The 22,308-nt window shown below is 61.9% G+C and carries 19 protein-coding genes; 10 read left to right on the forward strand and 9 right to left on the reverse strand.

Annotated features, from left to right (window positions below; genetic code table 11):
* Positions 1-176: 176 nt before the first annotated feature.
* Entirely contained in the window at positions 177-452 is a 276-nt protein-coding gene (locus FW789_RS20225; RefSeq protein ID WP_103438334.1) for a DUF1145 domain-containing protein, read from the forward strand.
* Positions 445-1,203 carry a collagen-like protein gene (locus tag FW789_RS20230; protein ID WP_446431947.1) on the forward strand — a complete coding sequence of 253 codons (759 nt, stop codon included), beginning with the start codon at positions 445-447 and terminating at the stop codon, positions 1,201-1,203. The genes FW789_RS20225 and FW789_RS20230 overlap by 8 nt, the downstream gene beginning before the upstream one ends.
* Positions 1,204-1,245: 42 nt before the next feature.
* On the opposite strand, the gene FW789_RS20235 is transcribed toward FW789_RS20230, so the two are convergent.
* Complete coding sequence (locus tag FW789_RS20235) at positions 1,246-1,710, reverse strand: CopD family protein (protein ID WP_103438332.1); 465 nt, start codon at positions 1,708-1,710, stop codon at positions 1,246-1,248.
* Positions 1,711-1,807: 97 nt separating this feature from the next.
* Here FW789_RS20235 and dinG point away from each other — a divergent pair, with 97 nt between their 5' ends.
* From dinG to FW789_RS20265, 6 genes are all read left to right on the forward strand, one after another.
* A complete protein-coding gene (dinG, locus tag FW789_RS20240) occupies positions 1,808-3,952 on the forward strand; it encodes an ATP-dependent DNA helicase DinG (RefSeq protein ID WP_446431948.1) in 2,145 nt (714 codons plus the stop codon).
* A gap of 81 nt (positions 3,953-4,033) precedes the next feature.
* Positions 4,034-6,271: a beta-agarase gene (locus tag FW789_RS20245; RefSeq protein ID WP_446431949.1), complete on the forward strand. Its 2,238-nt coding sequence runs from the start codon at positions 4,034-4,036 to the stop codon at positions 6,269-6,271.
* Positions 6,272-6,404: 133 nt separating this feature from the next.
* A complete protein-coding gene (locus FW789_RS20250; RefSeq protein ID WP_103438329.1) occupies positions 6,405-7,550 on the forward strand; it encodes a serine hydrolase domain-containing protein in 1,146 nt (381 codons plus the stop codon).
* 98 nt (positions 7,551-7,648) lie between these two features.
* The gene (locus FW789_RS20255) at positions 7,649-8,638 is read left to right on the forward strand and encodes an OmpA family protein (RefSeq protein ID WP_186700735.1); all 990 of its coding nucleotides are present in this window, start codon (positions 7,649-7,651) and stop codon (positions 8,636-8,638) included.
* 19 nt (positions 8,639-8,657) lie between these two features.
* Positions 8,658-9,305, forward strand: a complete 648-nt coding sequence (gene pdxH / locus FW789_RS20260; protein ID WP_103438327.1) for a pyridoxamine 5'-phosphate oxidase — start codon at positions 8,658-8,660, stop codon at positions 9,303-9,305.
* 872 nt (positions 9,306-10,177) lie between these two features.
* The gene (locus FW789_RS20265) at positions 10,178-10,639 is read left to right on the forward strand and encodes a glycine zipper 2TM domain-containing protein (protein ID WP_150573613.1); all 462 of its coding nucleotides are present in this window, start codon (positions 10,178-10,180) and stop codon (positions 10,637-10,639) included.
* Between the two features lie 69 nt (positions 10,640-10,708).
* Here the strand turns inward: FW789_RS20265 and FW789_RS20270 are convergent, their stop codons facing one another.
* The 7 genes from FW789_RS20270 to FW789_RS20300 all read right to left on the reverse strand — a co-directional run bounded on the left by FW789_RS20270 (position 10,709) and on the right by FW789_RS20300 (position 18,199).
* A complete protein-coding gene (locus FW789_RS20270) occupies positions 10,709-12,319 on the reverse strand; it encodes an NAD(P)/FAD-dependent oxidoreductase (protein ID WP_181109116.1) in 1,611 nt (536 codons plus the stop codon).
* 104 nt (positions 12,320-12,423) lie between these two features.
* A complete protein-coding gene (locus tag FW789_RS20275; protein WP_411564387.1) occupies positions 12,424-13,098 on the reverse strand; it encodes a COG3650 family protein in 675 nt (224 codons plus the stop codon).
* 119 nt (positions 13,099-13,217) lie between these two features.
* The gene (locus FW789_RS20280; protein ID WP_101321803.1) at positions 13,218-13,919 is read right to left on the reverse strand and encodes an ABC transporter ATP-binding protein; all 702 of its coding nucleotides are present in this window, start codon (positions 13,917-13,919) and stop codon (positions 13,218-13,220) included.
* Positions 13,919-14,686: a high-affinity branched-chain amino acid ABC transporter ATP-binding protein LivG gene (livG, locus tag FW789_RS20285; RefSeq protein ID WP_101321802.1), complete on the reverse strand. Its 768-nt coding sequence runs from the start codon at positions 14,684-14,686 to the stop codon at positions 13,919-13,921. The genes FW789_RS20280 and livG overlap by 1 nt, the downstream gene beginning before the upstream one ends.
* On the reverse strand, positions 14,683-15,939 hold the full coding sequence (locus FW789_RS20290) for a high-affinity branched-chain amino acid ABC transporter permease LivM (RefSeq protein ID WP_101321801.1): 1,257 nt from the start codon (positions 15,937-15,939) through the stop codon (positions 14,683-14,685). Before FW789_RS20290 ends, livG begins: the two co-directional genes overlap by 4 nt.
* Entirely contained in the window at positions 15,936-16,859 is a 924-nt protein-coding gene (livH, locus tag FW789_RS20295; protein ID WP_101321800.1) for a high-affinity branched-chain amino acid ABC transporter permease LivH, read from the reverse strand. The genes FW789_RS20290 and livH overlap by 4 nt, the downstream gene beginning before the upstream one ends.
* A gap of 224 nt (positions 16,860-17,083) precedes the next feature.
* Complete coding sequence (locus FW789_RS20300) at positions 17,084-18,199, reverse strand: branched-chain amino acid ABC transporter substrate-binding protein (protein WP_150571553.1); 1,116 nt, start codon at positions 18,197-18,199, stop codon at positions 17,084-17,086.
* Positions 18,200-18,555: 356 nt separating this feature from the next.
* Here FW789_RS20300 and FW789_RS20305 point away from each other — a divergent pair, with 356 nt between their 5' ends.
* Positions 18,556-18,867, forward strand: coding sequence for a DUF2288 domain-containing protein (locus FW789_RS20305; RefSeq protein ID WP_103438323.1), 312 nt, complete (start codon positions 18,556-18,558; stop codon positions 18,865-18,867).
* Between the two features lie 224 nt (positions 18,868-19,091).
* Positions 19,092-19,979: an NAD(P)-dependent oxidoreductase gene (locus tag FW789_RS20310; protein ID WP_446431950.1), complete on the forward strand. Its 888-nt coding sequence runs from the start codon at positions 19,092-19,094 to the stop codon at positions 19,977-19,979.
* On the opposite strand, the gene FW789_RS20315 is transcribed toward FW789_RS20310, so the two are convergent.
* On the reverse strand, positions 19,879-22,143 hold the full coding sequence (locus tag FW789_RS20315; protein ID WP_446431951.1) for a putative bifunctional diguanylate cyclase/phosphodiesterase: 2,265 nt from the start codon (positions 22,141-22,143) through the stop codon (positions 19,879-19,881). The two genes, FW789_RS20310 and FW789_RS20315, sit on opposite strands and share 101 nt — an antisense overlap.
* Positions 22,144-22,308 lie beyond the last annotated feature (165 nt).

Raw genomic sequence — 22,308 nt, forward strand, 5'->3', positions numbered from 1 at the left:
CGTGGGCCGCAGCTGGAGGACGCCTGGCAGGCTGTCCTCCAGCTGCACCATCAACTCTACTGCGGCCCCGCCAGCGCTGGTACAAGCTCTGGCGGGTGCCCCTCGATAACGTTACTGTGGACGCAGCGGCCCGTTTGCATGGGCCGCCGCGACAAAAACAAGATGGGGGGCGGGGTATGAGATTTATCCTGGGGCTGGGCAAGGCCCTGACGGTTGTGTTCTGGTGGGTGGTGCTGGTCAATCTGCTGATGCCGCAGCCGCTGCCGTTCAACCTCCTGATCAATGCAGCGGGCATCCTTTTGCTTGGCCTGCATATGCTCGAAGTACTGTTTTTCAACGCCAGCCTGCGCAACCGTAGCCACCGCTGGTTCGATCGTCTGCAGATTTTGCTGACAGGAATTTTTCACGTGATGTCGATTCCCAAGCCTCAGGAGGCGCCCCGCCGTGCGTAAATTGATGTTGTTGGTGGCCTTGGCCAGCCCATGGGCCCAGGCAGACAGCCTGGATGTTGCTACCAACTCGGTGATGCGCCTGGCCAACAAGGCCGGCAGTGTTCATCTGCAACGCCTGCGGGTGGCGGATTCGGCAACCTTGCTGTTGCCGGCGTCACTGACCTCGCTCAAGGTCGAGCAACTGGAACTTGGCCAAGATGCGCGCATTGCCGTCGCTCCGGCTGACACGGAATTGACCATCGAAGCAGCCTCGGCGAGCTTCGCCAGCGGCAGCGAGATCAGCGCCAACGGCGCGCCGGGTACCTATGAACGCGCCGCGCGCAGTGGTCGCAGTCTTGACCTGCAGTTGCATGCACTGGACGCCGAGCAGTTGTCGATCGACGCCCGTGGTGGTGCCGGTGCGCCGGGTTACGTCGGCCTGGATGGCGCCAATGGCAAGGCCGGTGGCTGCACCTGGGGCCAGGCCAGCCGCGGCGCTGATGGCGACAATGGTGGCAACGGCCATGACGGTGCAGCGGGCGGGAGGATTCGTCTGGCGGTGCCGGCTGACTATCCCGAGCAGCGCATTGTCGTACGCCTGGATGGGGGGCTGCCAGGCAAACCTGGCGCAGCGGGCAAACCTGGCGCAGGCGGCGCCAGCAAGGGTTGCCTGGTGTATAGCACCGACGCTGGGGCCAAGGGCCGGCCGGGCGTTGAAGGCCAGGCCGGACTGGCTGGCGCAGAGGGGGAGTTGATTCTGCGACGCCTGTAACCGGGCTTGCCGCCGCGCAGTTTGCCTGCGCGGCGGCACCGTTCAGAGCGGCAGACGCAGGCTGGCAACCGCCACAACGGCCAGCCCCAGCAGCAGGTTGATACCCACCAGCCGGCGAATACGCCCCAGCGCAGCAGCACCTGCCGGCCAATCCTCGGCCTGCACCGCGGCACGCAAGTCAGGCAGCAGCAAGGCCTGCACGCGCAGGAACAAGGCAAACATCACAATCGCCCCGCCCATCATCAGTTGCACGTACTTGGGCGCAGTTTCGAAACCGCTGAAGCGCATGTGCAACATGCCGATACCACTGATCGCCAAAATCGCCACAGCGACCCAGACCCAGACAAAGAAGCGTCGGAAAACTTCCAGCCACAAGCGCAACCGTGCCGGCCCCTCCAGGGCTGCAGCCGTTGCCGGGCGCAGGATCAGCCACGCAAAAAACATCCCGCCGACCCAGACCAGGGCGGCTAGCACATGCAGGGTGTAGGGTAGGGTAAAGCTCAGCATCGGGATCTCCATGCGGCATAAAGGGCGCGAGCGGGGTATGATAGCCGCCCATGCAAAACACTGAAAATATATCCAGCCCTTCGGGCGCCTGCAGACCATGATCAGCAACGAACTCAAAGCCACCATCCAAGGCGCCTATTCGCGTTTTCTCGAAGCCAAGAGCCTCAAGCCACGTTACGGCCAGCGCCTGATGATTGCCGAAGTAGCGAAAGTGCTTGGCGCTATTGCCTGCGACGACGAAGGTCGACGCTCGGGTGACCCCGCCGTGGTTGCCGTCGAGGCGGGCACTGGTACCGGCAAGACGGTCGCCTACGCCCTGGCGGCCATCCCCGCCGCCAAGGTCGCCGGCAAGCGCCTGGTGATTGCCACCGCCACCGTGGCGCTGCAGGAGCAGATCGTCTTCAAGGATCTGCCTGACCTGATGCGCAACAGTGGTCTGAACTTCAGCTTTGCCCTGGCCAAGGGCCGTGGTCGCTATCTGTGCCTGTCCAAGCTCGACGTACTGTTGCAGGAAGGCCACGCCCAGTCGGCCACTGCGCAGCTGTTCGAGGAAGAAGGCTTCCATATCGAAGTCGACGAGCGCAGCCAGAAGCTGTTCAACAGCATGATCGAGAAGCTCGCCGGCAACCGCTGGGATGGTGACCGTGACAGCTGGTCGGAAACCATCGAAGACCCGGACTGGGCGCGCCTGACCACCGACCACAGCCAATGTACCGGCCGTCACTGCCCGAACTTCCAGCAGTGTGTGTTCTACAAGGCTCGAGAAGGCATGGGCAAGGTCGATGTGATCGTCACCAACCACGACATGGTCCTGGCTGACCTGGCCCTGGGCGGCGGCGCGGTGCTGCCTGACCCACGCGACACCATTTATGTATTCGACGAAGGCCATCACCTGCCGGACAAGGCGATTGGTCATTTTGCCCATTATTCGCGGCTGCGCTCGACCGCCGACTGGCTTGAGCAGACGGCCAAGAACCTGACCAAGCTGCTCGCCCAGCACCCGCTGCCGGGCGATCTGGGCAAGTACATCGAACAGGTGCCGGAGCTGGCGCGTGAAATCCGTACCCAGCAGCAGTTCATGTTTACCCTTTGTGAGCAGATTGCAGATTTCAAGCCCGGTGAAGACACCGAAGGCCGCGAGCGGCCACGCTACCGCTTCGAGGGCGGGGTGGTGCCGGAGCATATCCGCGAAGTCGGCATCGAGCTGAAAAAGGGTTTTTCCCAGCTCAATGACCTGTTTACGCGCCTGGCAGACCTGCTCAAGGAAGGCATGGATGGCGAGAAGAACATCGGTATCGCCAGCCACCAGGCCGAAGAGTGGTACCCGCTGTTCGGCAGCCTGGTGACTCGGGCTCAGGGCAACTGGGAACTGTGGACGGCGTTCACCGCCGAGGACCCGGAAGACAGCCCGCCGATGGCGCGTTGGCTGACCCTGGCCGAGACCGGGGCGCTGTTCGACATCGAGGTAAACGCCAGCCCGATCCTCGCAGCAGAGATGCTCCGGCGCAGCCTGTGGAGCGTTGCCCACGGCGCCTTGGTGACGTCGGCAACGCTGACCGCGCTGGGCAAGTTCGACCGCTTCCGCATGCGCTCCGGCCTGCCAAGGGACGCAGTAACCTGTGTGGTGCCGAGCCCGTTCGTGCACGGCGATGCCGGGTTGCTGCGGGTGCCTGATCTGGGCGCTGATCCGCGCGATGCTGCCGGGCACACCGCCGCGATCATCCGCGAACTGCCGGCGATGCTCGAAGAGGCGCGGGGTGCGCTGGTGCTGTTCTCGTCGCGCAAGCAGATGCAGGACGTATTCGATGGCCTTGATCGTGACTGGCGCAAGCTGGTGCTGATTCAGGGCAACCTGTCCAAGCAAGAAACGCTGAACAAGCACAAGGCGCGGGTCGACGACGGCCAGCACAGCGTGCTGTTCGGTCTGGCCAGTTTCTCCGAAGGGGTCGACCTGCCTGGCGCATACTGCGAGCACGTGGTGATCGCCAAGATCCCGTTCTCGGTGCCGGATGACCCGGTCGAAGCCGCTCTGGCCGAGTGGATCGAAGCGCGCGGGGGTAATCCATTCATGGAAATCTCCGTACCCGACGCCTCGCTTAAGCTGATCCAGGCTTGTGGTCGCCTGCTGCGCACCGAACAGGACCGCGGCGTGATCACCTTGCTGGATCGGCGCCTGGTCACTCAGCGCTACGGCAAGGCTATCCTCAACGCGCTACCGCCGTTCCGGCGGGAAATTTCCTGACGGCTGGAGCGTGCAGCTCCGGCGTGTTGTCCATTACTCAGTCACGGGCTCCCCGCGGCCCTGAAGGAGAGCTCCAGTTCTATGATTCGACGCACCTTGCCCGCAGTCTTCACGCTGCTGTTCTGCTCACCCTTGCTGGCTGGGCAGCAGACGCTGTTCAGCTTCGTGCGGCCGGCCTCGGTGGTCAATGTCATCACCGTCGACGCCGGCATGCCGCAATACAACGCCGAACAGACCGCCGAGGGCGAGGTGTTGCGCCGCGTCGTGTTCAATCCGGTCGAACGCCCAAGCCTGGGCCTGAGCCCGCAAGGTGGGGCGTGGGACTGGTCGGCCGGCAAGGCCCTCACCTTGCGCCTGCAAAGTGCGATGGATTGGGCGCTGACGGTCGACGTCACAGTGCAGAGCAGCGATGGCCGCACCCTCACCAGCCGCATCGACCTACCGGCCGGGCCTGCGCAAACGGTAATGGTGCCGCTAACCGCCAGCTCGCCGCTGAGCCAAGGCATGCGTGCCGGCCCACCGATGCCATGGACCTACGACGGCCAGCGCTTGCTGCTGACCAGCAGCGTCGGTGAGGTGGACCTGAAGCAGATCAGCTCGGTGACCCTGAGCATCCCCAAGCCCAACGTGGCGCAAAGCCTGCTGATCGAGAGGGTCGGCCTACAAGATGACGATCTCGCCTTCAAGGCAGCCTATGCCGGCCTGATCGACGCTTATGGCCAGTCGACGCGGGGCCGCTGGCCGGAGCGAATCGTCAGCGATGACCAGCTCAAAGCTGCCGATAGCCGCGAGCAGGCGCAGCTCAAGGCCTGGCTGGCAGAGCGCGGCAAGCAAGCGCTTGACCCGTACGGTGGGCTGCTGGCCGGGCCTGCGTTTGAGGCTCAGGGCTTCTTCCGTACAGAGAAACGCGATGGCCGCTGGTTCCTGGTGACGCCTGACGGCCATCCGTTCTTCTCGTTGGGTGTCAACGCTGTGGCTGCTGACGGCGGGCGTACTTATGTCGCTGGCCGCGAGGGCATGTTCACTGCCTTGCCCGGCGTCGACGAGCCGCTCGCGGCCTTCTACGGCGAAGGCAAAAACGACGATGGCAACGCCTCTTCGCAGGGGCGCGCATTCAAGCAGGGCCGCTGGTTTGACTTCTACGCAGCCAATCTGCAACGCAGCCATGGCCACAGCTGTGCCCCGGCCGCCGCCGAACCGACCAGCCAGGCGTGCCCGCCGATGGCGATCGATGCCGCCCGCTGGCAGGCGCATGCTCTGGATCGCTTGCAGGCGTGGGGCTTCAATACCCTCGGCAACTGGAGCGATCCTGAACTGGGCCTGGCCAAGCGGGTGCCTTACACCCTGCCGTTGTCGATCGTCGGCGACTACGCCAGCATCAGCACGGGCATGGACTGGTGGGGGCGCATGCCCGATCCGTTCGACCCACGCTTTGCCATGGCCACCGAACGTGCTGTAGCGATTGCTGCCCGTGATCATCGCGATGACCCGTGGCTGATCGGTTACTTTGCCGACAACGAGCTTGCCTGGGCCGCACCCGGTGATGATCCGCGGGCCCGCTATGGCCTCGCTTTCGGCACCCTGCGCCTGACCACCGACGTGCCAGCCAAGCGCGCGTTCCTCAAGCAGCTGCGCGACAAGTACCGCAATCAGGAAGGGCTGTCCAAGGCCTGGGGCATCGAGCTGCAGGCCTGGGAGCTAATGGAAGACCCAGGCTTCGAAGCACCGCTGCCCAACCCTGAGCACCCGGAAATCGAACGCGATTATCAGTACTTCCAACAGGTGTTCGCCGACACCTATTTCAAGACCATCGCCGATTCACTCAACTGGCATGCGCCCAACCACCTGTTGCTCGGAGGCCGCTTTGCCCTGAGCAGCCCACAGGCGGTCAAGGCCTGCGCCGAGTTCTGCGATGTGCTCAGTTTCAACTTCTACACCCTCAAGCCTGACGACGGTTACGACTTTGCTCGCCTGGCCGAGCTGGATAAGCCGGTGCTGGTGTCCGAATTCCAGTTCGGTTCGCGCGACCGTGGGCCGTTCTGGCCGGGGCCGGTGGAACTGGTGCGCGAGGAGGACCGTGGCCCGGCCTATGCCAACTTCCTCAAGGCCGCCATGGCCCAGCCGATGATCGTCGGTGCGCATTGGTTCCAGTATCTGGATCAGCCTGCCAGTGGCCGCCTGCTCGATGGCGAAAACGGCCATCTTGGGTTGGTGGCGATTACTGATGTGGCCTATCCGGGCTTTGTCGAGGCGGTGCGGCGGAGTAATCAGCAGGTAATCGACGAGCTGCGCACGGTGGTCAGCAAGCCGGCGCCATGAGGCGCTTGGGGCTGGTTGCAGAGCTGTTTGGCGACGTTTTCTGACAACCATCCGGCCACATTCAGTAGGCAAAATGGTCAACTACTGAAACAATGCACGCCTTTGCAAACTCGAGTCGTACGGAGAGCTGGCGGTGCAGATTCAGGGTCACTATGAGCTGAAGTTCGAGGCGGTGCGTGAAGCATTCGCCGCCTTGTTCGAGGATTCCCAGGAGCGCGGTGCGGCGTTGTGCATCCAGGTCGGTGGCGACACCGTGATCGACCTGTGGGCCGGCAGTGCCGACAAGGATGGGCAGCAGGCCTGGCATAGCGACACCATCGCCAATCTGTTCTCCTGCACCAAGACGTTCACCGCCGTGACTGCGCTGCAACTGGTGGGCGAGGGCAAGCTGGCGCTGGATGCCCCGGTAGCACGCTACTGGCCGGAGTTCGCTCAGGCCGGCAAAGAAGCCGTGACCCTGCGTCAGTTACTGAGCCACCGCGCTGGCCTGCCAGCCATCCGCGAGCTGCTCCCCGCCGAGGCGTTGTACGACTGGGAAGCGATGACTGCCGCGCTGGCCGCCGAAACGCCGTGGTGGACCCCAGGCACCGAGCATGGCTACGCGGCAATCACCTATGGCTGGCTGATCGGCGAGCTTATTCGCCGAGCTGACGGCCGCGGCCCGGGTGAGTCGATCGTCGCCCGCACGGCCAAGCCGTTGGGGCTGGATTTTCACATTGGCCTGGCGGATGAAGAATTCCACCGTGTGGCACATATCGCCCGCGGCAAGGGCAATTCGGGCGATGCGGCTGCGCAGCGCCTGCTGCAGGTCACCATGCGCGAGCCAGAGGCGCTTTCAACCCGAGCGTTCACCAACCCGCCAGCAATCCTGACCAGCACCAACAAGCCCGAATGGCGACGCATGCAGCAGCCCGCGGCCAACGGCCACGGCAACGCGCGCAGCCTCGCCGGTTTTTATGCCGGCCTGCTCGACGGCAGCTTGCTCGAATCGGAGCTGCTGGATGAACTGACCCGCGAGCACAGTCTCGGTGAAGACCGCACCTTGCTGACCCAGACCCGCTTCGGCCTGGGTTGCATGCTGGACCAGCCAACCGTAGCCAACGCCACCTTCGGCCTCGGCGCACGTGCCTTTGGTCACCCTGGCGCGGGTGGTTCGGTCGGTTTCGCCGACCCCGAGCACGATGTTGCCTTTGGCTTCGTCACCAATACCCTCGGCCCTTACGTGCTGATGGACCCAAGAGCGCAGAAGCTGGTGCGCGTGCTCGCCAGTTGCCTTTGATCGGCTAGTGCGGGTAATGCCCTTACGGTTTGACTATGCTCAATGCCAATGCCTGCAGTTGCAGGCAAAATCTCCTTCAATTTCATGGTGTATCGCTGATGTCTTCACAAAAAACCTTAGCACTCGCCCTGTGCCTGGCCATGACCGGCTGTGCCAGCCAATCGCAGGATGCCTCCTCGACTAGCGGTCACAGCTGGTGGCCGTTTGGCTCGGACAAGGTTGCCGATCAGGAAGTGAAGCAGGCGGTGACCGAAAAAGTTGCCAAGGCCGATGCCAAGTCCGAAAGCAGCAGCCGCTGGTGGTGGCCGTTCGGCTCTGAAGAGACTCAGGCCAAGGGGCCGGTCGTTCCCAAGATCGACCACAAGGCCACCCAGGCCTGGCTTGACCAGTACGAGCCAAAGCTGCGTGAAGCGGTCAAGGACAGCAAGTTTGAAGTGGAGCGCCGCGAAGACCTGTTGGCCGTGACCATTCCAGTCGACAGCTCGTACAACCCGGACCGCCCGAACATGCTGTTGCCGGCGAGCCTGGGGCCGATCACCCGTCTGGCCAAGGCCATTGAAGTCGACCCGAAAACTGCCGTGCTGATTCTCGGTCACGCCGACAGCAGCGGTGCCGCTGCCGTCAACCAGAAGCTCAGCCTTGAGCGCGCTGCCTCGGTCTCGGCGATCTTCCGCCTGAGTGGTCTGCAGCGCGACCGTTTGAGCCTCAAAGGTATGGGCTCGGTGATGCCACGCGCCGCCAACGACAGCCTCGAAGGCCGCGCCTTGAACCGCCGCGTCGAATTGCTGATGACGCCGCAGAACACCATGCTGGCCCTGTTGGCCAAATACCAGCAGCCGAACCTCGCGCCGGCCCCGGCCGCTGTGGTCGCCACTCAAGACAGCAAGGCCCCGGTGGCCAAGCCTGCAGCCAGCAAGCCTGCAGCCAAGGCCGCTGCCAAGCCAGCGGCGAAGAAAGCCGTGGCCAAAGCCCCGGTCAAGAAGGCCGCAGCCAAGACTGCTACCAAGAAGCCGGCCGCCAAGCCGGCTGCGAAAAAAACCACGGCCGACAAGAAAGTCGCTGCCAACAGCCCTGCGAAGACCAACTGATCGTCAAGGAAGTGCTGTCATGACTCAATCTCTGGCCGATATGCGCCGCGACTACACCCGTGATGGCCTGGCCGAAAGCCGGGCGCCGGATGAGCCGTTTGCGCTGTTCCACCAGTGGTTTGCCGATGCTGTAAAAACCGAACAGGCGCCGGTCGAGGCCAATGCCATGACGCTGGCTACGGTCGACGCCGATGGACGTCCGCATTGCCGGGTGTTGCTGTTGAAGGGCCTGGATGCTCAGGGATTCACCTTTTTCAGCAACTATGACAGCGCGAAGGGGCAGCATTTGCAGGCTAACCCTTTTGCGGCGATGACCTTCTTCTGGCCGGCGCTGGAGCGTCAGGTGCGGATTGAAGGGCGGGTTGAGAAGGTTACTGCGCAGGAGTCCGATGATTATTACCAGGTGCGGCCTCTGGGGAGTCGCCTGGGGGCTTGGGCTTCGCCGCAGAGTCGGGTGATTGCTGGGCGTGAAGAGCTGGAGGCTTTGGTCAAGGCTACTGAAGCGCGGTTTTCGCAGGTTCAGCCGCATTGTCCTGAGCATTGGGGGGGGTATCGTTTGCTGCCGGAGCGGGTTGAGTTCTGGCAGGGTAGGGCTAGCCGGTTGCATGATCGGCTGAATTATCGTCTGGTGGCGGGGCAGTGGGCTCGGGAGCGGTTGGCTCCCTGAGATTGGTAGCCGGCGGCCTGGGCTGCTTTGGCAGTTCTGGGTTGTTCGCGGTTACTGTGGGCTTATACGTTTTTTGTGGTGGCTGATCGGGCCCCTTTCGCCTTTACGGCGAGTCACTTTTTTGGCAAACGCCCCAAAAAAAGTAACCAAAAAAGGGCTTGGCTCCACATCCGGCCCCTTCGCTGCGCTGCGGGGTTCCCTCGCTCCGGTCTTGCTCCCGGGAGGACCGCGCTGTACGGGCCATCCTGGCCCGCAGCGCTTGCCGGCCATCCATGGCCGTCACCTCCCTTCGCAAGACCTGCGCTCGGCCTCCTGAGTCGCCGGTGGATCAAGATCAAAAGCAGATCAAGATCAAGGGCACGCCTCGCTGCGCTGGCGCAGATCAAGAGCTAGAGTCAAAGTCAAAAGCTTGTGTCGTGCCGTGCCGCAGCAATCTCATTCCGTACCCAAATCCAGCAGTCTCCCTGATCCCGCTCTGCGCCAGCGCAGCGAGGCGTGCTCTTGATCTTGATCTACCTGCGACTTCAAGAGGCCCGAGCGAGGGAACCCCGTAGCGCAGCGAAGGGGCTGTATGTAGGAGCGAGCCCTTTTTGGGTTACTTTTGGGGCGTTTGCCAAAAAAGTGACTCGCCGTAAGGGCGAAAAGGGGCCATCACTGCCACCACACAAAATGGATAAGCCCCCAATCCCCCCAAATCGCCCCAACCAATCCCAAACCCAATGCAGTAATCCAAGCCGATCCAAGGTCTGACAATCAAGCGTCAGCACACACCCTGTACCGACGCTGAATGAATGCATTTTTGTTACGTATGCACCGTGACAGCCGTCAACCTGCAGCGTCTAATGGTCACCTGTCTTATGGAGATACAACCCATGCGTAAATCTGTTCTGGTGGTGGCGTTCACCACCATGTCGCTGCTGCTCGGCGGTTGTGCCTCGAGCCTGACCGGTGACAGCTACTCCCGTGATGAAGCCCGCCGCGTGCAGACCGTACGCATGGGTACCATCGAAGCCCTGCGTCCGGTGAAAATCGAAGGCACCAAGACCCCGATCGGCGGCGGCGCCGGTGCTGTGGTCGGCGGCGTGGCCGGTAGCGCCATTGGCGGCGGCCGCGGCAGCATCGTTGCCGCTGTGATCGGTGCTGTAGCCGGTGGCCTGGCAGGTTCGGCTGCTGAAGAAGGCATCACCCGCACCCAGGGCGTCGAAGTCACCGTACGTGAAGATGACGGCAGCACCCGTGCTTACGTACAGGCCGTGCAGGAGAATGAAATCTTCCGCGTGGGCGAGCGTGTCCGTATCATGACTGTAGATGGCACCAGCCGCGTCACTCACTGACAGCCGCGCTGAAAGCAAAAACCCCGATTGGCAGTGCCGATCGGGTTTTTTTTACGCCTGGGTTTCAGCTCACTGCAGCCCGAGGATATCCCGCGCTACGGCTTCAGCGATGCGAATGCCGTCGACACCTGCCGACAGAATACCACCCGCGTAACCTGCACCTTCTCCGGCCGGGAACAGGCCCTTGACGTTGATGCTCTGGAAGCTGGCATCACGGGTGATGCGCAGCGGCGAGGAGGTCCGCGTCTCGAGCCCGGTCAGTACTGCGTCGTGCAGGTTGTAGCCCTTGATCTGCCGATCGAACGCCGGCAGCGCCTCGCGGATGGCCTCGATAGCGAAATCGGGCAGGCTCAGCGCCAGGTCACCCAAGGTCACGCCCGGCTTGTACGAAGGCTCGACACTGCCCAGCGCGGTCGAAGGCCGACCGGCGACAAAGTCGCCAACCAGTTGCGCCGGCGCCTGGTAATTGCTGCCGCCCAGCTCATAGGCGAGTGTCTCAAGCCGCTCCTGCAACTCGATGCCGGCAAGCGGTCCGCCCGGGTAATCCCGTTCTGGGTCGATGCCGACGACGATGCCCGAGTTGGCATTGCGCTCGTTACGCGAGTACTGGCTCATGCCGTTGGTCACAACTCGGCCAGGCTCGCTGGTTGCCGCAACCACAGTGCCGCCCGGGCACATGCAGAAGCTGTACACCGAGCGACCGTTCTTGGCGTGATAGACCAACTTGTAGTCAGCGGCGCCGAGTTTCGGGTGGCCGGCGTATTTGCCCAGGCGCGCCTTGTCGATCAAGGTCTGTGGGTGCTCGATGCGGAAACCGACCGAGAACGGCTTGGCTTCCATGAACACACCCTTCGCGTGCAGCATGCGGAAGGTGTCACGCGCGCTGTGGCCCAGAGCCAGCACCACGTGCCGCGAGTGCAGCTGTTCGCCGCTGTCGAGGACCACACCGGTGAGCTGTTCGCCATCGAGGAGCAAGTCGCTGACTTTTTGCTCGAAGCGCACTTCGCCACCGAGGGCGATGATCTGCTCGCGCATGTTCTCGACCATGCCGGTCAGGCGGAAGGTCCCGATGTGCGGCTTGTTGATGAACAGGATCTCGTCTGGCGCACCGGCCTTGACGAACTCTTCCAGCACTTTGCGGCCGTGGTGCAGCGGGTCCTTGATCTGGCTGTACAGCTTGCCGTCGGAGAAGGTCCCGGCGCCGCCTTCGCCAAACTGTACGTTGGACTCGGGGTTGAGCACGCTTTTGCGCCACAGGCCCCAGGTGTCCTTGGTTCGCTGGCGGACTTCCTTGCCACGCTCAAGCACGATCGGCTTGAAGCCCATCTGCGCCAGCAACAGCCCGGCAAAGATCCCGCACGGGCCGAAGCCGACTACCAGAGGCCGCTCCTGCAGCTCGGCAGGAGCCTGGCCGACGTACTTGTAGCTGACGTCGGGGGCAACGCTGATGTTGTGATCGTCGGCGAACTTGTGCAGCAGTTCGGCTTCGTTGCTGGCGTGCAGGTCGATGGTGTAGATGAACAGTAGTTCGCTGTTCTTCTTGCGAGCATCGTAGCTGCGCTTGAACAGGGTGAAGCTCAGCAACTGGTCATCGGCAATACCCAGGCGCTGGAGGATGGCCTCGCGCAGGGCTTCGTCAGGATGGTCCAGGGGCAGCTTCAGTTCGGTGATTCGTAGCATGGCAGGGTCCAGTATCCCGGCCTCTGGCGGCCGGCGGCTTTACACAAACCGCCAAGTATAAGCTGTTCGCCGGGCTCAAAGGCAGGATAAAAACCACTAGGCGATCAGTTGTCGCGGGCGCCGCCGTAGTAAGCGCAGCCGTGCACGGTCTGGCCATCGAGGCGCAGCTCGGCACGCAGGTGGCGCACGGCGCCGGTGACGCTGTCGACGCAGCGCTGCGGAGCGAGCCACAGTTCGATGCGCTGGCCATTGGCTTCGCTGGACAGGTTGAGGCCACCGCCGGGCATCTGCTCTTCAAGGAACGGCAGTGGCAGCGGCGGCTGGCCGGCGCGGTTGAGGACCATGCCCTTGCCGCTGGCCTTGATGTCCCATTCCGGCGCATGGCCGCCGGCGCGCAGGGTCAGTTGCTTGAAGTTGGGGTCTTCGCAGGCACTGGCCGAAGGCTCCAGGCGATACAGCCGGCGCACATCCAGCTGGCCGTCGCTGTTGGCCTGCTTGCTGCCGGCAAGGCGCCCGCGGACATCGGCGAACAGCTTGTCGCCAGCGCCGTGGGCCAGGTTCGAGGCTTCCTGCAGGATGCCCGTTGCGCCGGCATCATTGACCACGAACGAACGGCTTTCGCTGCAAGGTTTGAACAGCAGATGACCGCCGCTGGCGCTCAGTTCGCCCTGCATGCGCGTGGTGCCAAGGTCAGGGTCGACCGGTTTGTCGGCAAGCATCTGGCAGCCGGCGAACAGTGGCAGCAGGGTGGCGAGCAGCAGAGGAGGGGTGCAACGCATGGGTGAGGCTCCGGGGACGCGGCGGGTGAAGTGCGCACGTTACCGAGCAGTACCCGGGATCACAAGGGGTGGTGAAACGATTGGGGCCGCAAAGCGGCCCCAATGAATTACACGAAGAATCAACCGCCGAGATAAGCGTCTCGCACCTTCGGGTCACTCAACAACGCTTCGCCAGTGCCCTGCATGACCACGTGACCGTTCTCCAATACATAGGCACGGTCAGCGATCTTCAGTGCCTGGTTGGCGTTTTGCTCGACCAGGAATACCGTTACACCATCACGGCGCAGTTGTTCGATGATGTCGAAGATCTGCTGAATGATGATTGGCGCCAGCCCCAGCGACGGTTCGTCGAGCAGCAGCAACTTGGGCTTGCTCATCAGCGCACGACCAATCGCCAGCATCTGCTGTTCGCCACCAGACATGGTGCCGCCACGCTGTGAGTAGCGCTCTTTCAAGCGCGGAAACAGCTGCAGGACCTTGTCCAGCTGCTCCTGGTAATCGCCCTTGTCGGTGAAGAAACCGCCCATGGCCAGGTTCTCTTCGACAGTCAGACGGGCAAACACGCGGCGGCCTTCGGGGACCACGGCGATGCTCTTGCGCATGATGTGCGAAGACGGCTGGCCGACCAGCTCTTCCCCCAGGTATTTGATGCTGCCACTGTGCGCCTGCGGCGAGCCGCACAGGGTCATCAGCAAGGTCGACTTGCCGGCACCGTTGGCGCCGATCAGGGTGACGATCTCGCCCTGATTGATTTCGACGTTGACGCCATGCAGCGCCTGGATCTTGCCGTAGAAGGTGGAAACGTTTTCGAACTTGAGCATTACGCTTCCCCCAGATAGGCCTTGATCACATCAGGATTGTCACGGATCTGCTCCGGGGTACCATCGGCCAGGGGCGTGCCCTGGTTGATCACGACGATATGGTCGGAGATGCTCATCACCAGTTTCATGTCGTGCTCGATCAGCAGCACAGTCACGTTGTGGGATTCGCGCAGATAGCCGATCAATGCCTTGAGGTCTTCGGTTTCCTTGGGGTTCAAGCCGGCGGCGGGCTCGTCGAGCATGATGATCCGCGGTTGGGTCATCATGCAGCGGGCGATCTCCAGGCGGCGCTGCTGGCCGTAAGCTAGGGTGCCGGCAGTGCGGTTGGCGAACTCGGTCAGGTTGACCTTGTCCAGCCAGTACTGCGCACGCTCCATGGCTTCGTGTTCGCTGCGGCGAAAGCTCGGGGTCTTGAACAGGCCGGCAAAGAAGTTGGTGTTCAAGTGCCGGTGCTGGGCGATCAGGAGGTTTTCCAGCGCGGTCATCTCTTTGAACAGACGCACGTTCTGGAAGGTCCGCACCACACCCTTGCGGGCGATCTGATGGCCGGCCAGGCCCTGAATCGGCTGGCCGTCGAGCAGAATGGTGCCGCCACTTGGCTTGTAGAAGCCGGTCAGGCAGTTGAACACCGTGGTCTTGCCGGCGCCGTTCGGGCCGATCAGCGCCACCACTTGTTTTTCCTTGACGGTCAGGGCCACGCCGTTGACCGCCAACAAGCCGCCGAAGCGCATGCTCAGGCCGCTGACTTGCAGAATTTCGCGGCTCATCGACGCAGCTCCATATGTGGTCGTTGCATAGGCAGCAAGCCCTGCGGACGCCAGATCATCATCAACACCATCAGCGCACCGAACATCAACATGCGGTATTCGCTGAATTCACGCATCAGCTCCGGCAGCAGGATCATCACGATGGCCGCGAGAATCACGCCCAACTGCGAACCCATACCGCCCAGCACAACGATGGCGAGGATGATTGCCGACTCGATGAAGGTGAACGACTCCGGTGTCACCAGCCCTTGCCGTGCGGCGAAGAAGCTGCCGGCAAAACCGGCGAAGCAGGCGCCCAGGGTGAATGCCGAGAGCTTGATCACGGTGGGGTTGAGGCCCAACGCGCGGCAGGCGATCTCGTCTTCACGCAGTGCTTCCCACGCCCGCCCGATTGGCATGCGCAGCAGCCGGTTGATCACGAACAAGGCCAGCAAGGCCAGCAACAACGCTACCAGGTAGAGGAAGATGACCTTGTTGATCGAGTTGTACTCGATGCCGAAGTACTCGTGGAAGGTTTGCATGCCTTCAGCCGCGCGACGCTCGAACGACAGCCCGAAGAAGGTTGGCTTGGGGATGTTGCTGATGCCGTTGGGGCCGCCGGTGAGGTCGGTCAGGTTACGCAGGAACAGCCGGATGATCTCACCGAAACCGAGGGTCACGATCGCCAGATAGTCACCGCGCAAGCGCAATACCGGGAAGCCCAGCAAGAAGCCGAAGGTGGCTGCCATCAAGCCGGCAATCGGCAGGCAGATCCAGAAGCTCAGCCCGTAGTAGTGCGACAGCATGGCGTAACTGTAGGCACCCACTGCGTAAAAGCCGACATAACCCAGGTCGAGCAGGCCGGCCAGGCCGACGACGATGTTCAGCCCCAGACCGAGCATCACGTAGATCAGGATCAACGTAGCAATGTCTACCGCGCCGCGCGAGCCGAAGAACGGCCAGACCAATGCCACCACGATAAGGCCGAGGATGATCCAGCGCTGGGTCTTGGGCAAGGTCAGGAAGTTGCTCACCGCTGGCGAGATCAACTTGCGGTCCGAGCCACGGGCAGTCACTGCGCTCCACTGCTTGTCGAACAACACCCGCAGGAACATCAACACCGAACACACCGCAATCACGGTGATGGTGAACGGCCCCTGGCTATGCACGATCAGGTTGATGCCGTCGATGCTCAGCTTCAGGCCAAGTACCGGGAAGGCCACGGCCCAGACCAGCAGGGCGCTGAAAAACGCTTGTTTGATATTCTTGTTCATACTTTTTCAACCTCCGGACGGCCCAGAATGCCGGTCGGCCGGAACAACAGCACCAGAACCAACAGCCCGAACGCCACGACGTCCTTGTACTGGTCACCGAAGATATCGGCGCCAAAGGCTTCGGCCACACCCAGCACCAGGCCACCGAGCATGGCGCCCGGAATACTGCCGATGCCGCCCAGGACTGCCGCGGTGAAGGCTTTCAAGCCCACCAGGAAGCCGGCGTTGGGGTTGATCACCCCGTATTGCATGCTCAGCAACACGGCTGCCACTGCCGCCAGCGCGGCGCCAATGACGAAGGTCAGGGCAATGATGTTGTTGGTGTTGATACCGAGCAGGTTGGCCATCTTGATGTCCTCGGCACAGGCGCGGCAGGCGCGGCCCAGGCGGGAACGGGAGATGAACAGGGTCAACAGGGTCATGGCCACCAGGGTGACGACAAACACCAGTACCTGCATGTAGGAAATCAGCACTTCCTCTGCGCCGCCCGGGCCGAAGGAGAAGCTCCCAGGGATCAGGTTGGGGATCGACTTGTCCTTGGAATCCTGTGACAGCAGCACAGTGTTCTGCAGGAAGATCGACATGCCGATGGCAGAGATCAGCGGGATCAGACGGTTACTGTTGCGCAACGGGCGGTAGGCAACGCGCTCGATGCTGTAGCCATAGGCACTGGTAACGCAGATTGTGGCAATGAACGCCACGGTCATCAGTATCGGCAGGGAATGGATGCCCATCATGGCCAGCCCGGCAAGTGCAATGAATGCCACGTAGGACCCGATCATGTACACCTCGCCGTGGGCGAAGTTGATCATGCCAATGATGCCGTACACCATCGTGTAACCGATGGCGATCAAGGCATAGGTGCTGCCGATGGTCAATCCATTAACCAGTTGTTGGAAGAAATGGTAGATCTCAGGCATTACAGCGCTCCTAAAAACCTGATTGCATTCGCTGGCGGGGGGTAACCCGGCGCGCCTCGTGGTCTGTGCGACGATGGCAGGGCTCGGCCAGTGAACCGCGGGTGACGGTTTTAAGATTTTCAGGTGAGGCGGCTGCCGGATCACGGCAATCGTTCTCATGAACCTCGTAAAACAAAGCCCACTGCTCGCACAGTGGGCTTTTCGGTCAGCTATTGATCACGCAGTTACTGCGGGGAGACTTCGGTCTTCGGCTTGCCGAAGTGCCATTCGTAAACCACGAACTTGAAGTCTTTCAGGTCGCCCTTGGCGTCATACGACAGGTCGCCGGTCGGGGTCTTGAAGGTGCCAGCGTGGATGGCTGCAGCCACTTTGTCGGCGTCTTCGGACTTGGCCGCAACGATACCGTCAGCGATCAACTGCACAGCGGAGTACGCCGGGAACACGAACGGGCCGCTTGGGTCCTTGCCGTCAGCCTTGATGGCATCGGCAATGGCCTTGTTCGCAGGGTCAGCGTCGAACGACTTCGGCAGGGTCACCAGCAGGCCTTCCGAAGCGCCTTGGGCGATCTGCGAGATGGAGTCGTTGCCGACACCTTCCGGGCCCATGAACTTGGCTTTCAGGCCTTTTTCTTGCGCCTGGCGCAGGATCAGGCCCAGTTCTGGGTGGTAGCCGCCGTAGTAAACGAAGTCGACGTTGTTCTGCTTGAGCTTCTGGATGATCGAGGAGAAGTCCTTGTCACCCGCGTTCAGGCCTTCGAACACGGCAACTTTGGTGCCTTTGCTTTCCAGGGTCTGTTTGACCGCGGTAGCGATGCCTTCACCGTATTGCTGCTTGTCGTGCAGTACTGCAACGACCTTAGGCTTGACGTGGTCGGCGATGTAGTTGCCAGCAGCAGGGCCTTGCGCGCTGTCCAGGCCGATGGTGCGGAAGATCATCTTGTAGCCACGGGCGGTGATTTCCGGGCTGGTGGCAGCCGGGGTGATCATGATCACGCCTTCGTCTTCGTAGATGTCGGATGCAGGCTGGGTGGAGCTGGAGCACAGGTGACCGATTACGTACTTGACGCCATCGTTGACCACTTTGTTGGCTACGGCCACTGCTTGTTTAGGGTCGCAAGCGTCGTCATATTCCTTGGCCTCAAGCATCTTGCCATCGACGCCGCCCTTGGCGTTGATGTCCTTGATAGCTTGCTTGGCGCCGATGAACTGCATGTCGCCGTACTGGGTGACGGGACCGGTTTTCGGGCCGGCGATACCGATCTTGATGGTATCGGCAGCAAACGAATGGCTGGCTACGCCGGCCAGTACCATTGCAGCGAACAGCTTGGAAATCTTGATCATAGTGCTCCACTCATTCTGTTGTAATTCTTATAGTCCTGGCGGTCAGGGCTACAGACCGGGCGGGATGTGCAATGGCCACGCCATATGCACGCCCACCTTCCCCCGGAACATGTCCCGGAACTGTACCGGTACAGTGTAGAGCGCTGGCTCGACGCTTGAAAAGCCATCAAAAAGCGTCTGTTTCGCGGGGTGTCGCGTGATCGACATAAACATACAGAATAGCGCCATCAAATAGCCTCTATTCAGCGATGAATCCCCCATACTCGGGAGCTGTCGAGCAAATTACATATTTGCAACCGGGTTTTTCTGCAAAAATGGCGGCCTTTAAGTTGGCCGATTCTTGCTGGTAGGAACCCATGACTGATCAAACAAGCACCCTCTATGCCAAATTGCTTGGTGAGACTGCAATCATTGAGTGGAAGGCGCTGGAGCGTTTCTGGGCAAAGGGTGACCTGATTTGGGTCGACCCCGATCTGGACCTGATTACCGTTGCTGCGGCGATGGCCGAAAACCAAGGTGAAATGTTCGCCAAATGGCGGGCGGATGGCACTGTCGTACCGGTATCGGCAGAGCAGGCGCTAGACATGCAGGCCCGTGATCCGCAAATCTGGGCTGTGGTGGTTTCGCCATTCGTGCTCATGCAGACAAAGCCCGCTACAAATCAGTGAGCTTTTTTGGTGCGTAGAAACAGGCAGGCGGCTGCTTATGGTGCGCGTTGACGTGCACGTAAGGTAGAAGTAAGTAACACCGCAAGCATCGTTCGGCACAGCGGTAACAGTTTACGGAATGCGTAATAAAGGTGCAGGGCGCTCGCCACTGCGCTCAAGTCGAGGCCAGGGTGGCACCGTCACTTGCTGGTTGCTGTTGCACACACACCGTTGATGGAGTTGCTATGAGTACTGCACTGCCTGCGTTGGGTTTCGCTGGGATTGGCTTGATGGGCCTGCCGATGTGCCGTCGCCTGTTGGCTGCCGGTTATCCATTGACGGTATGGAACCGCAGCCCGCACAAATGCGCCGAGTTGGTCGCTGCCGGCGCCCGGCTGGCGGCGAGCCCTGCAGAGCTGAGCCAGTACAGCGATATGGTGCTGTTGTGCCTGGCGGACACCAGCGTGGTCCACGAGGTGGTGTTTGGTGAGCAGGGGGTGGCCGCAGGCGGTCGGCACGGGCAGTTGTTGGTCGACCTGTCCAGCCTTGAGCCCAGTGCGACGCGGGCAATGGCAGCCGAGCTGGCAGCGCGTTGTGGCATGGCCTGGCTGGATGCGCCAGTGTCTGGCGGCACAGCCGGAGCCACCGCCGGTAGCCTGGCGATCATGGTTGGCGGCGCAGCGCAGGATCTGGCCCGGGCCCGGCCGGTGCTGATGCAGCTCGGTCAGCGCGTGACTCACATGGGCGCGGTAGGCACGGGCCAGGTCACCAAAGCCTGCAACCAGATGATCGTTGCCTGCAATGCCTTGGTGATTGCCGAAGTGGTCGCCCTCGCCGAGCGCTCCGGCGTCGATGCCAGTTTGATCGCCGAAGCGCTGGCCGGTGGCTTTGCCGATTCCAAGCCGCTGCAGATACTTGCGCCGCAGATGGCAGCGAGCGAGTTCGAACCGGTCAAGTGGCATGTACGCACGCTGCTCAAGGACCTCGATGGCGCCGTCAAACTGTCCCACGAGCAGGGCTCGGCCGCACCGATCAGTGGCCTCGCCGCGCAACTGATGCGCTTGCACGGTAGCCAGGGCTGCCTGGAAAAAGATCCGGCAACTCTGGTTGAGCTGTATCGGCATCTGCCCTGAGCGCCGGTTGCTGGCGGTCGAGGCGCTCCAGTACCGGGTACAGCTCGGTCAACGGCACCGGTCGGCTGAGCAGGTAGCCTTGCAGGTAATCACAGCTATGGCTGACCAGAAACTGCTGCTGCTCCACGGTTTCGACGCCTTCGGTGACTACCTGCAGATGCAGGGTGTGGGCCATCATGATGATTGCCTGGACGATCTCACGGTCTTTCTGGCTGACCGGGACTTCCTGGATAAATGAACGATCGATCTTCAGCACGTCCAGCGGCAGGCGTTTGAGGTAAGCCAGCGACGAATAGCCAGTGCCGAAGTCATCGATCGACAGCGCCACGCCTTGCGCGCGAATCCGCTTGAGCAGGTTGATGACCTGCTGAATGTCGCCCATCAGGGCATTTTCGGTGACCTCCAGTTCCAGTTGTCGCGGCGCCAGGCCAGCCTGGAACAAGGCCTGTTCGACGTCATCTGGGAGCTCTTCGCGGGCCAGGGTCAGCGCCGAGCAATTGACCGTGACCTTGAGGCTGGCGTAACCATGCTGATTGAGCCGGGCGAGGTCGGCGCAGGCGCGGCGCAGCACCCACAGATCCAGCTCGGCGATCAGCCCGTTGGCTTCGGCGATGCCGATGAAGCGCTCGGGCCCGAGCAGACCGTGCTGCGGGTGTTGCCAGCGCACCAGCGCTTCCAGCTTGGCCACTTGACCGCTGCGTACGTCGAAAATCGGTTGGTAGTGCACGCACAGGCCGCGTTCTTCGAGCAAGGCAACCCGCAGTTCTTCCTCCAACTGCAGTTCCAGGGTCGCGCGAACACGCAGACTGCTATTGAAGAAGTTGAGGTTGTTGCGTCCGCAGCCTTTGGACTGATAAAGCGCCAGGTCGGCGTTTTTCAGCAATTCTTCGGCATTGCGGCCGTCGTCCGGATAGATGCTGATGCCGATACTGGTGGTCATGACCATACGCCGTCCGCCCAGGTCGATAGGCTCTTTCATCCGCTGCATGATCCGCTGCGCCAGGTGACGGGCCTCGTCGCGGCTGTGCAGGCTGGTGACGATGCAGAATTCGTCGCCGCCAAACCGCGCCACCAGATCCTGGCTGCGGGTTGCGGCTTTGATGTGGTCGGCGATGACCTTGAGCAGATCATCGCCGGCGGCGTGGCCGAGGCTGTCGTTGATCCGCTTGAAGTGGTCGATGTCGAGGAACATCACCGCCAGCATGCCTTCATTTGCGGCGTGCTCGGCAAGACGTTCGGCAAACACCTGGTTGAAACCGCGGCGGTTGATCAGGTTGGTCAGTGCATCGTAGTGCGCGGCCTGCTGCAGCGACACCCGGGCCTGGTCAAGCTGGCTAAGCAGCACACTGACCCGGCGCAGGTCGTGCTCCTTGCTTTGCAGTTTTTTATCGGCCAGCGCCGCACTGATGCTGCTGGCGCTGATCAGAAGGGTGATGCAGGCAACGGTCAGGCCCAACTGCAGGCTGTTGTCAGTGGATGGCAGGCTCAGCGCGGCGTCTGCCGGGATCACCAGGGTCATGGCCGCCATGCCGGTAAAATGGGTAGCCACGATACCGCCAGCCATCAGCAGGCTGGCGCCGTACTTCATGGCCAGATGCAGGGTGCCGCTGCCGTTGCGAAAGTGACGCGCCATGACCAGCGCCAGCAGGCTGGCGACAATGGCAAACAGCAACGAGGCCAGCAGCAGGTTGGTCTGGTAGTACTGCACGGCGCTGGTCTTCATTGCCGCCATGCCGACGTAGTGCATCAAGGTCACACCGAGGCCGATGAACGTGGCCGCTTGCAGGTAATGACGCGGGCTCATCACATGGCGCTCAAGGCTGTGCATGGCGAACCACGAGGCGAGTAGGGCAAGCAGCAACGACAACCCTGTCAGCGCGGCGTCATAGTGGGTTTCCAGCGGCGCGTGCAAGGCCAGCATGCTGATGAAGTGCAAGGCCCAGATACCGCCTGCCAGGCAGCATGCGCCGAGGATCCGCCATTGCCGGCGAGCGTTGTCGTTCTCGCTGTGGCATTGGCGCTCAGCCATATCCAGGGTGGCAAACGCCGCAGCGCTGACGACGATATAGGCCAGAATGATCAGCAATGGCTCGTGACGGCAGTCGATAACGATCTGTCCGGTTGCCGGTAGCTCGGCGAACAATTGCAGTCCCAGCCACTCCATCGCGCCTCTCCGTGGTGCCCTGCATCCGCCCCCGAAGGAGACTCATGAACACGCAGTATAGGAAAAGGTAGTTAAGCCTTCCTGATTAATGGCAATTTGGTTGCTACGATTTGGTTATCAGGCTGATAGCGGGCGGAAATAAAAAAGGGCGCCGTAAGGCGCCCT

It is taken from the genome of Pseudomonas sp. 1121_17, assembly GCF_052850745.1.

Bases quoted from the DNA above. Each gene is read 5' to 3' on its own strand.
- livH (WP_101321800.1), bottom strand. From the start codon at position 16,859: ATGCCTGAGATCTACCATTTCTTCCAACAACTGGTTAATGGATTGACC.
- FW789_RS20290 (WP_101321801.1), bottom strand. From the start codon at position 15,939: ATGAACAAGAATATCAAACAAGCGTTTTTCAGCGCCCTGCTGGTCTGG.
- livG (WP_101321802.1), bottom strand. From the start codon at position 14,686: ATGAGCCGCGAAATTCTGCAAGTCAGCGGCCTGAGCATGCGCTTCGGC.
- FW789_RS20310 (WP_446431950.1), top strand. From the start codon at position 19,092: ATGAGTACTGCACTGCCTGCGTTGGGTTTCGCTGGGATTGGCTTGATG.
- FW789_RS20225 (WP_103438334.1), top strand. From the start codon at position 177: ATGAGATTTATCCTGGGGCTGGGCAAGGCCCTGACGGTTGTGTTCTGG.
- FW789_RS20245 (WP_446431949.1), top strand. From the start codon at position 4,034: ATGATTCGACGCACCTTGCCCGCAGTCTTCACGCTGCTGTTCTGCTCA.
- FW789_RS20265 (WP_150573613.1), top strand. From the start codon at position 10,178: ATGCGTAAATCTGTTCTGGTGGTGGCGTTCACCACCATGTCGCTGCTG.
- pdxH (WP_103438327.1), top strand. From the start codon at position 8,658: ATGACTCAATCTCTGGCCGATATGCGCCGCGACTACACCCGTGATGGC.
- dinG (WP_446431948.1), top strand. From the start codon at position 1,808: ATGATCAGCAACGAACTCAAAGCCACCATCCAAGGCGCCTATTCGCGT.
- FW789_RS20315 (WP_446431951.1), bottom strand. From the start codon at position 22,143: ATGGAGTGGCTGGGACTGCAATTGTTCGCCGAGCTACCGGCAACCGGA.
- FW789_RS20270 (WP_181109116.1), bottom strand. From the start codon at position 12,319: ATGCTACGAATCACCGAACTGAAGCTGCCCCTGGACCATCCTGACGAA.
- FW789_RS20300 (WP_150571553.1), bottom strand. From the start codon at position 18,199: ATGATCAAGATTTCCAAGCTGTTCGCTGCAATGGTACTGGCCGGCGTA.
- FW789_RS20255 (WP_186700735.1), top strand. From the start codon at position 7,649: ATGTCTTCACAAAAAACCTTAGCACTCGCCCTGTGCCTGGCCATGACC.
- FW789_RS20275 (WP_411564387.1), bottom strand. From the start codon at position 13,098: ATGCGTTGCACCCCTCCTCTGCTGCTCGCCACCCTGCTGCCACTGTTC.
- FW789_RS20305 (WP_103438323.1), top strand. From the start codon at position 18,556: ATGACTGATCAAACAAGCACCCTCTATGCCAAATTGCTTGGTGAGACT.
- FW789_RS20280 (WP_101321803.1), bottom strand. From the start codon at position 13,919: ATGCTCAAGTTCGAAAACGTTTCCACCTTCTACGGCAAGATCCAGGCG.
- FW789_RS20235 (WP_103438332.1), bottom strand. From the start codon at position 1,710: ATGCTGAGCTTTACCCTACCCTACACCCTGCATGTGCTAGCCGCCCTG.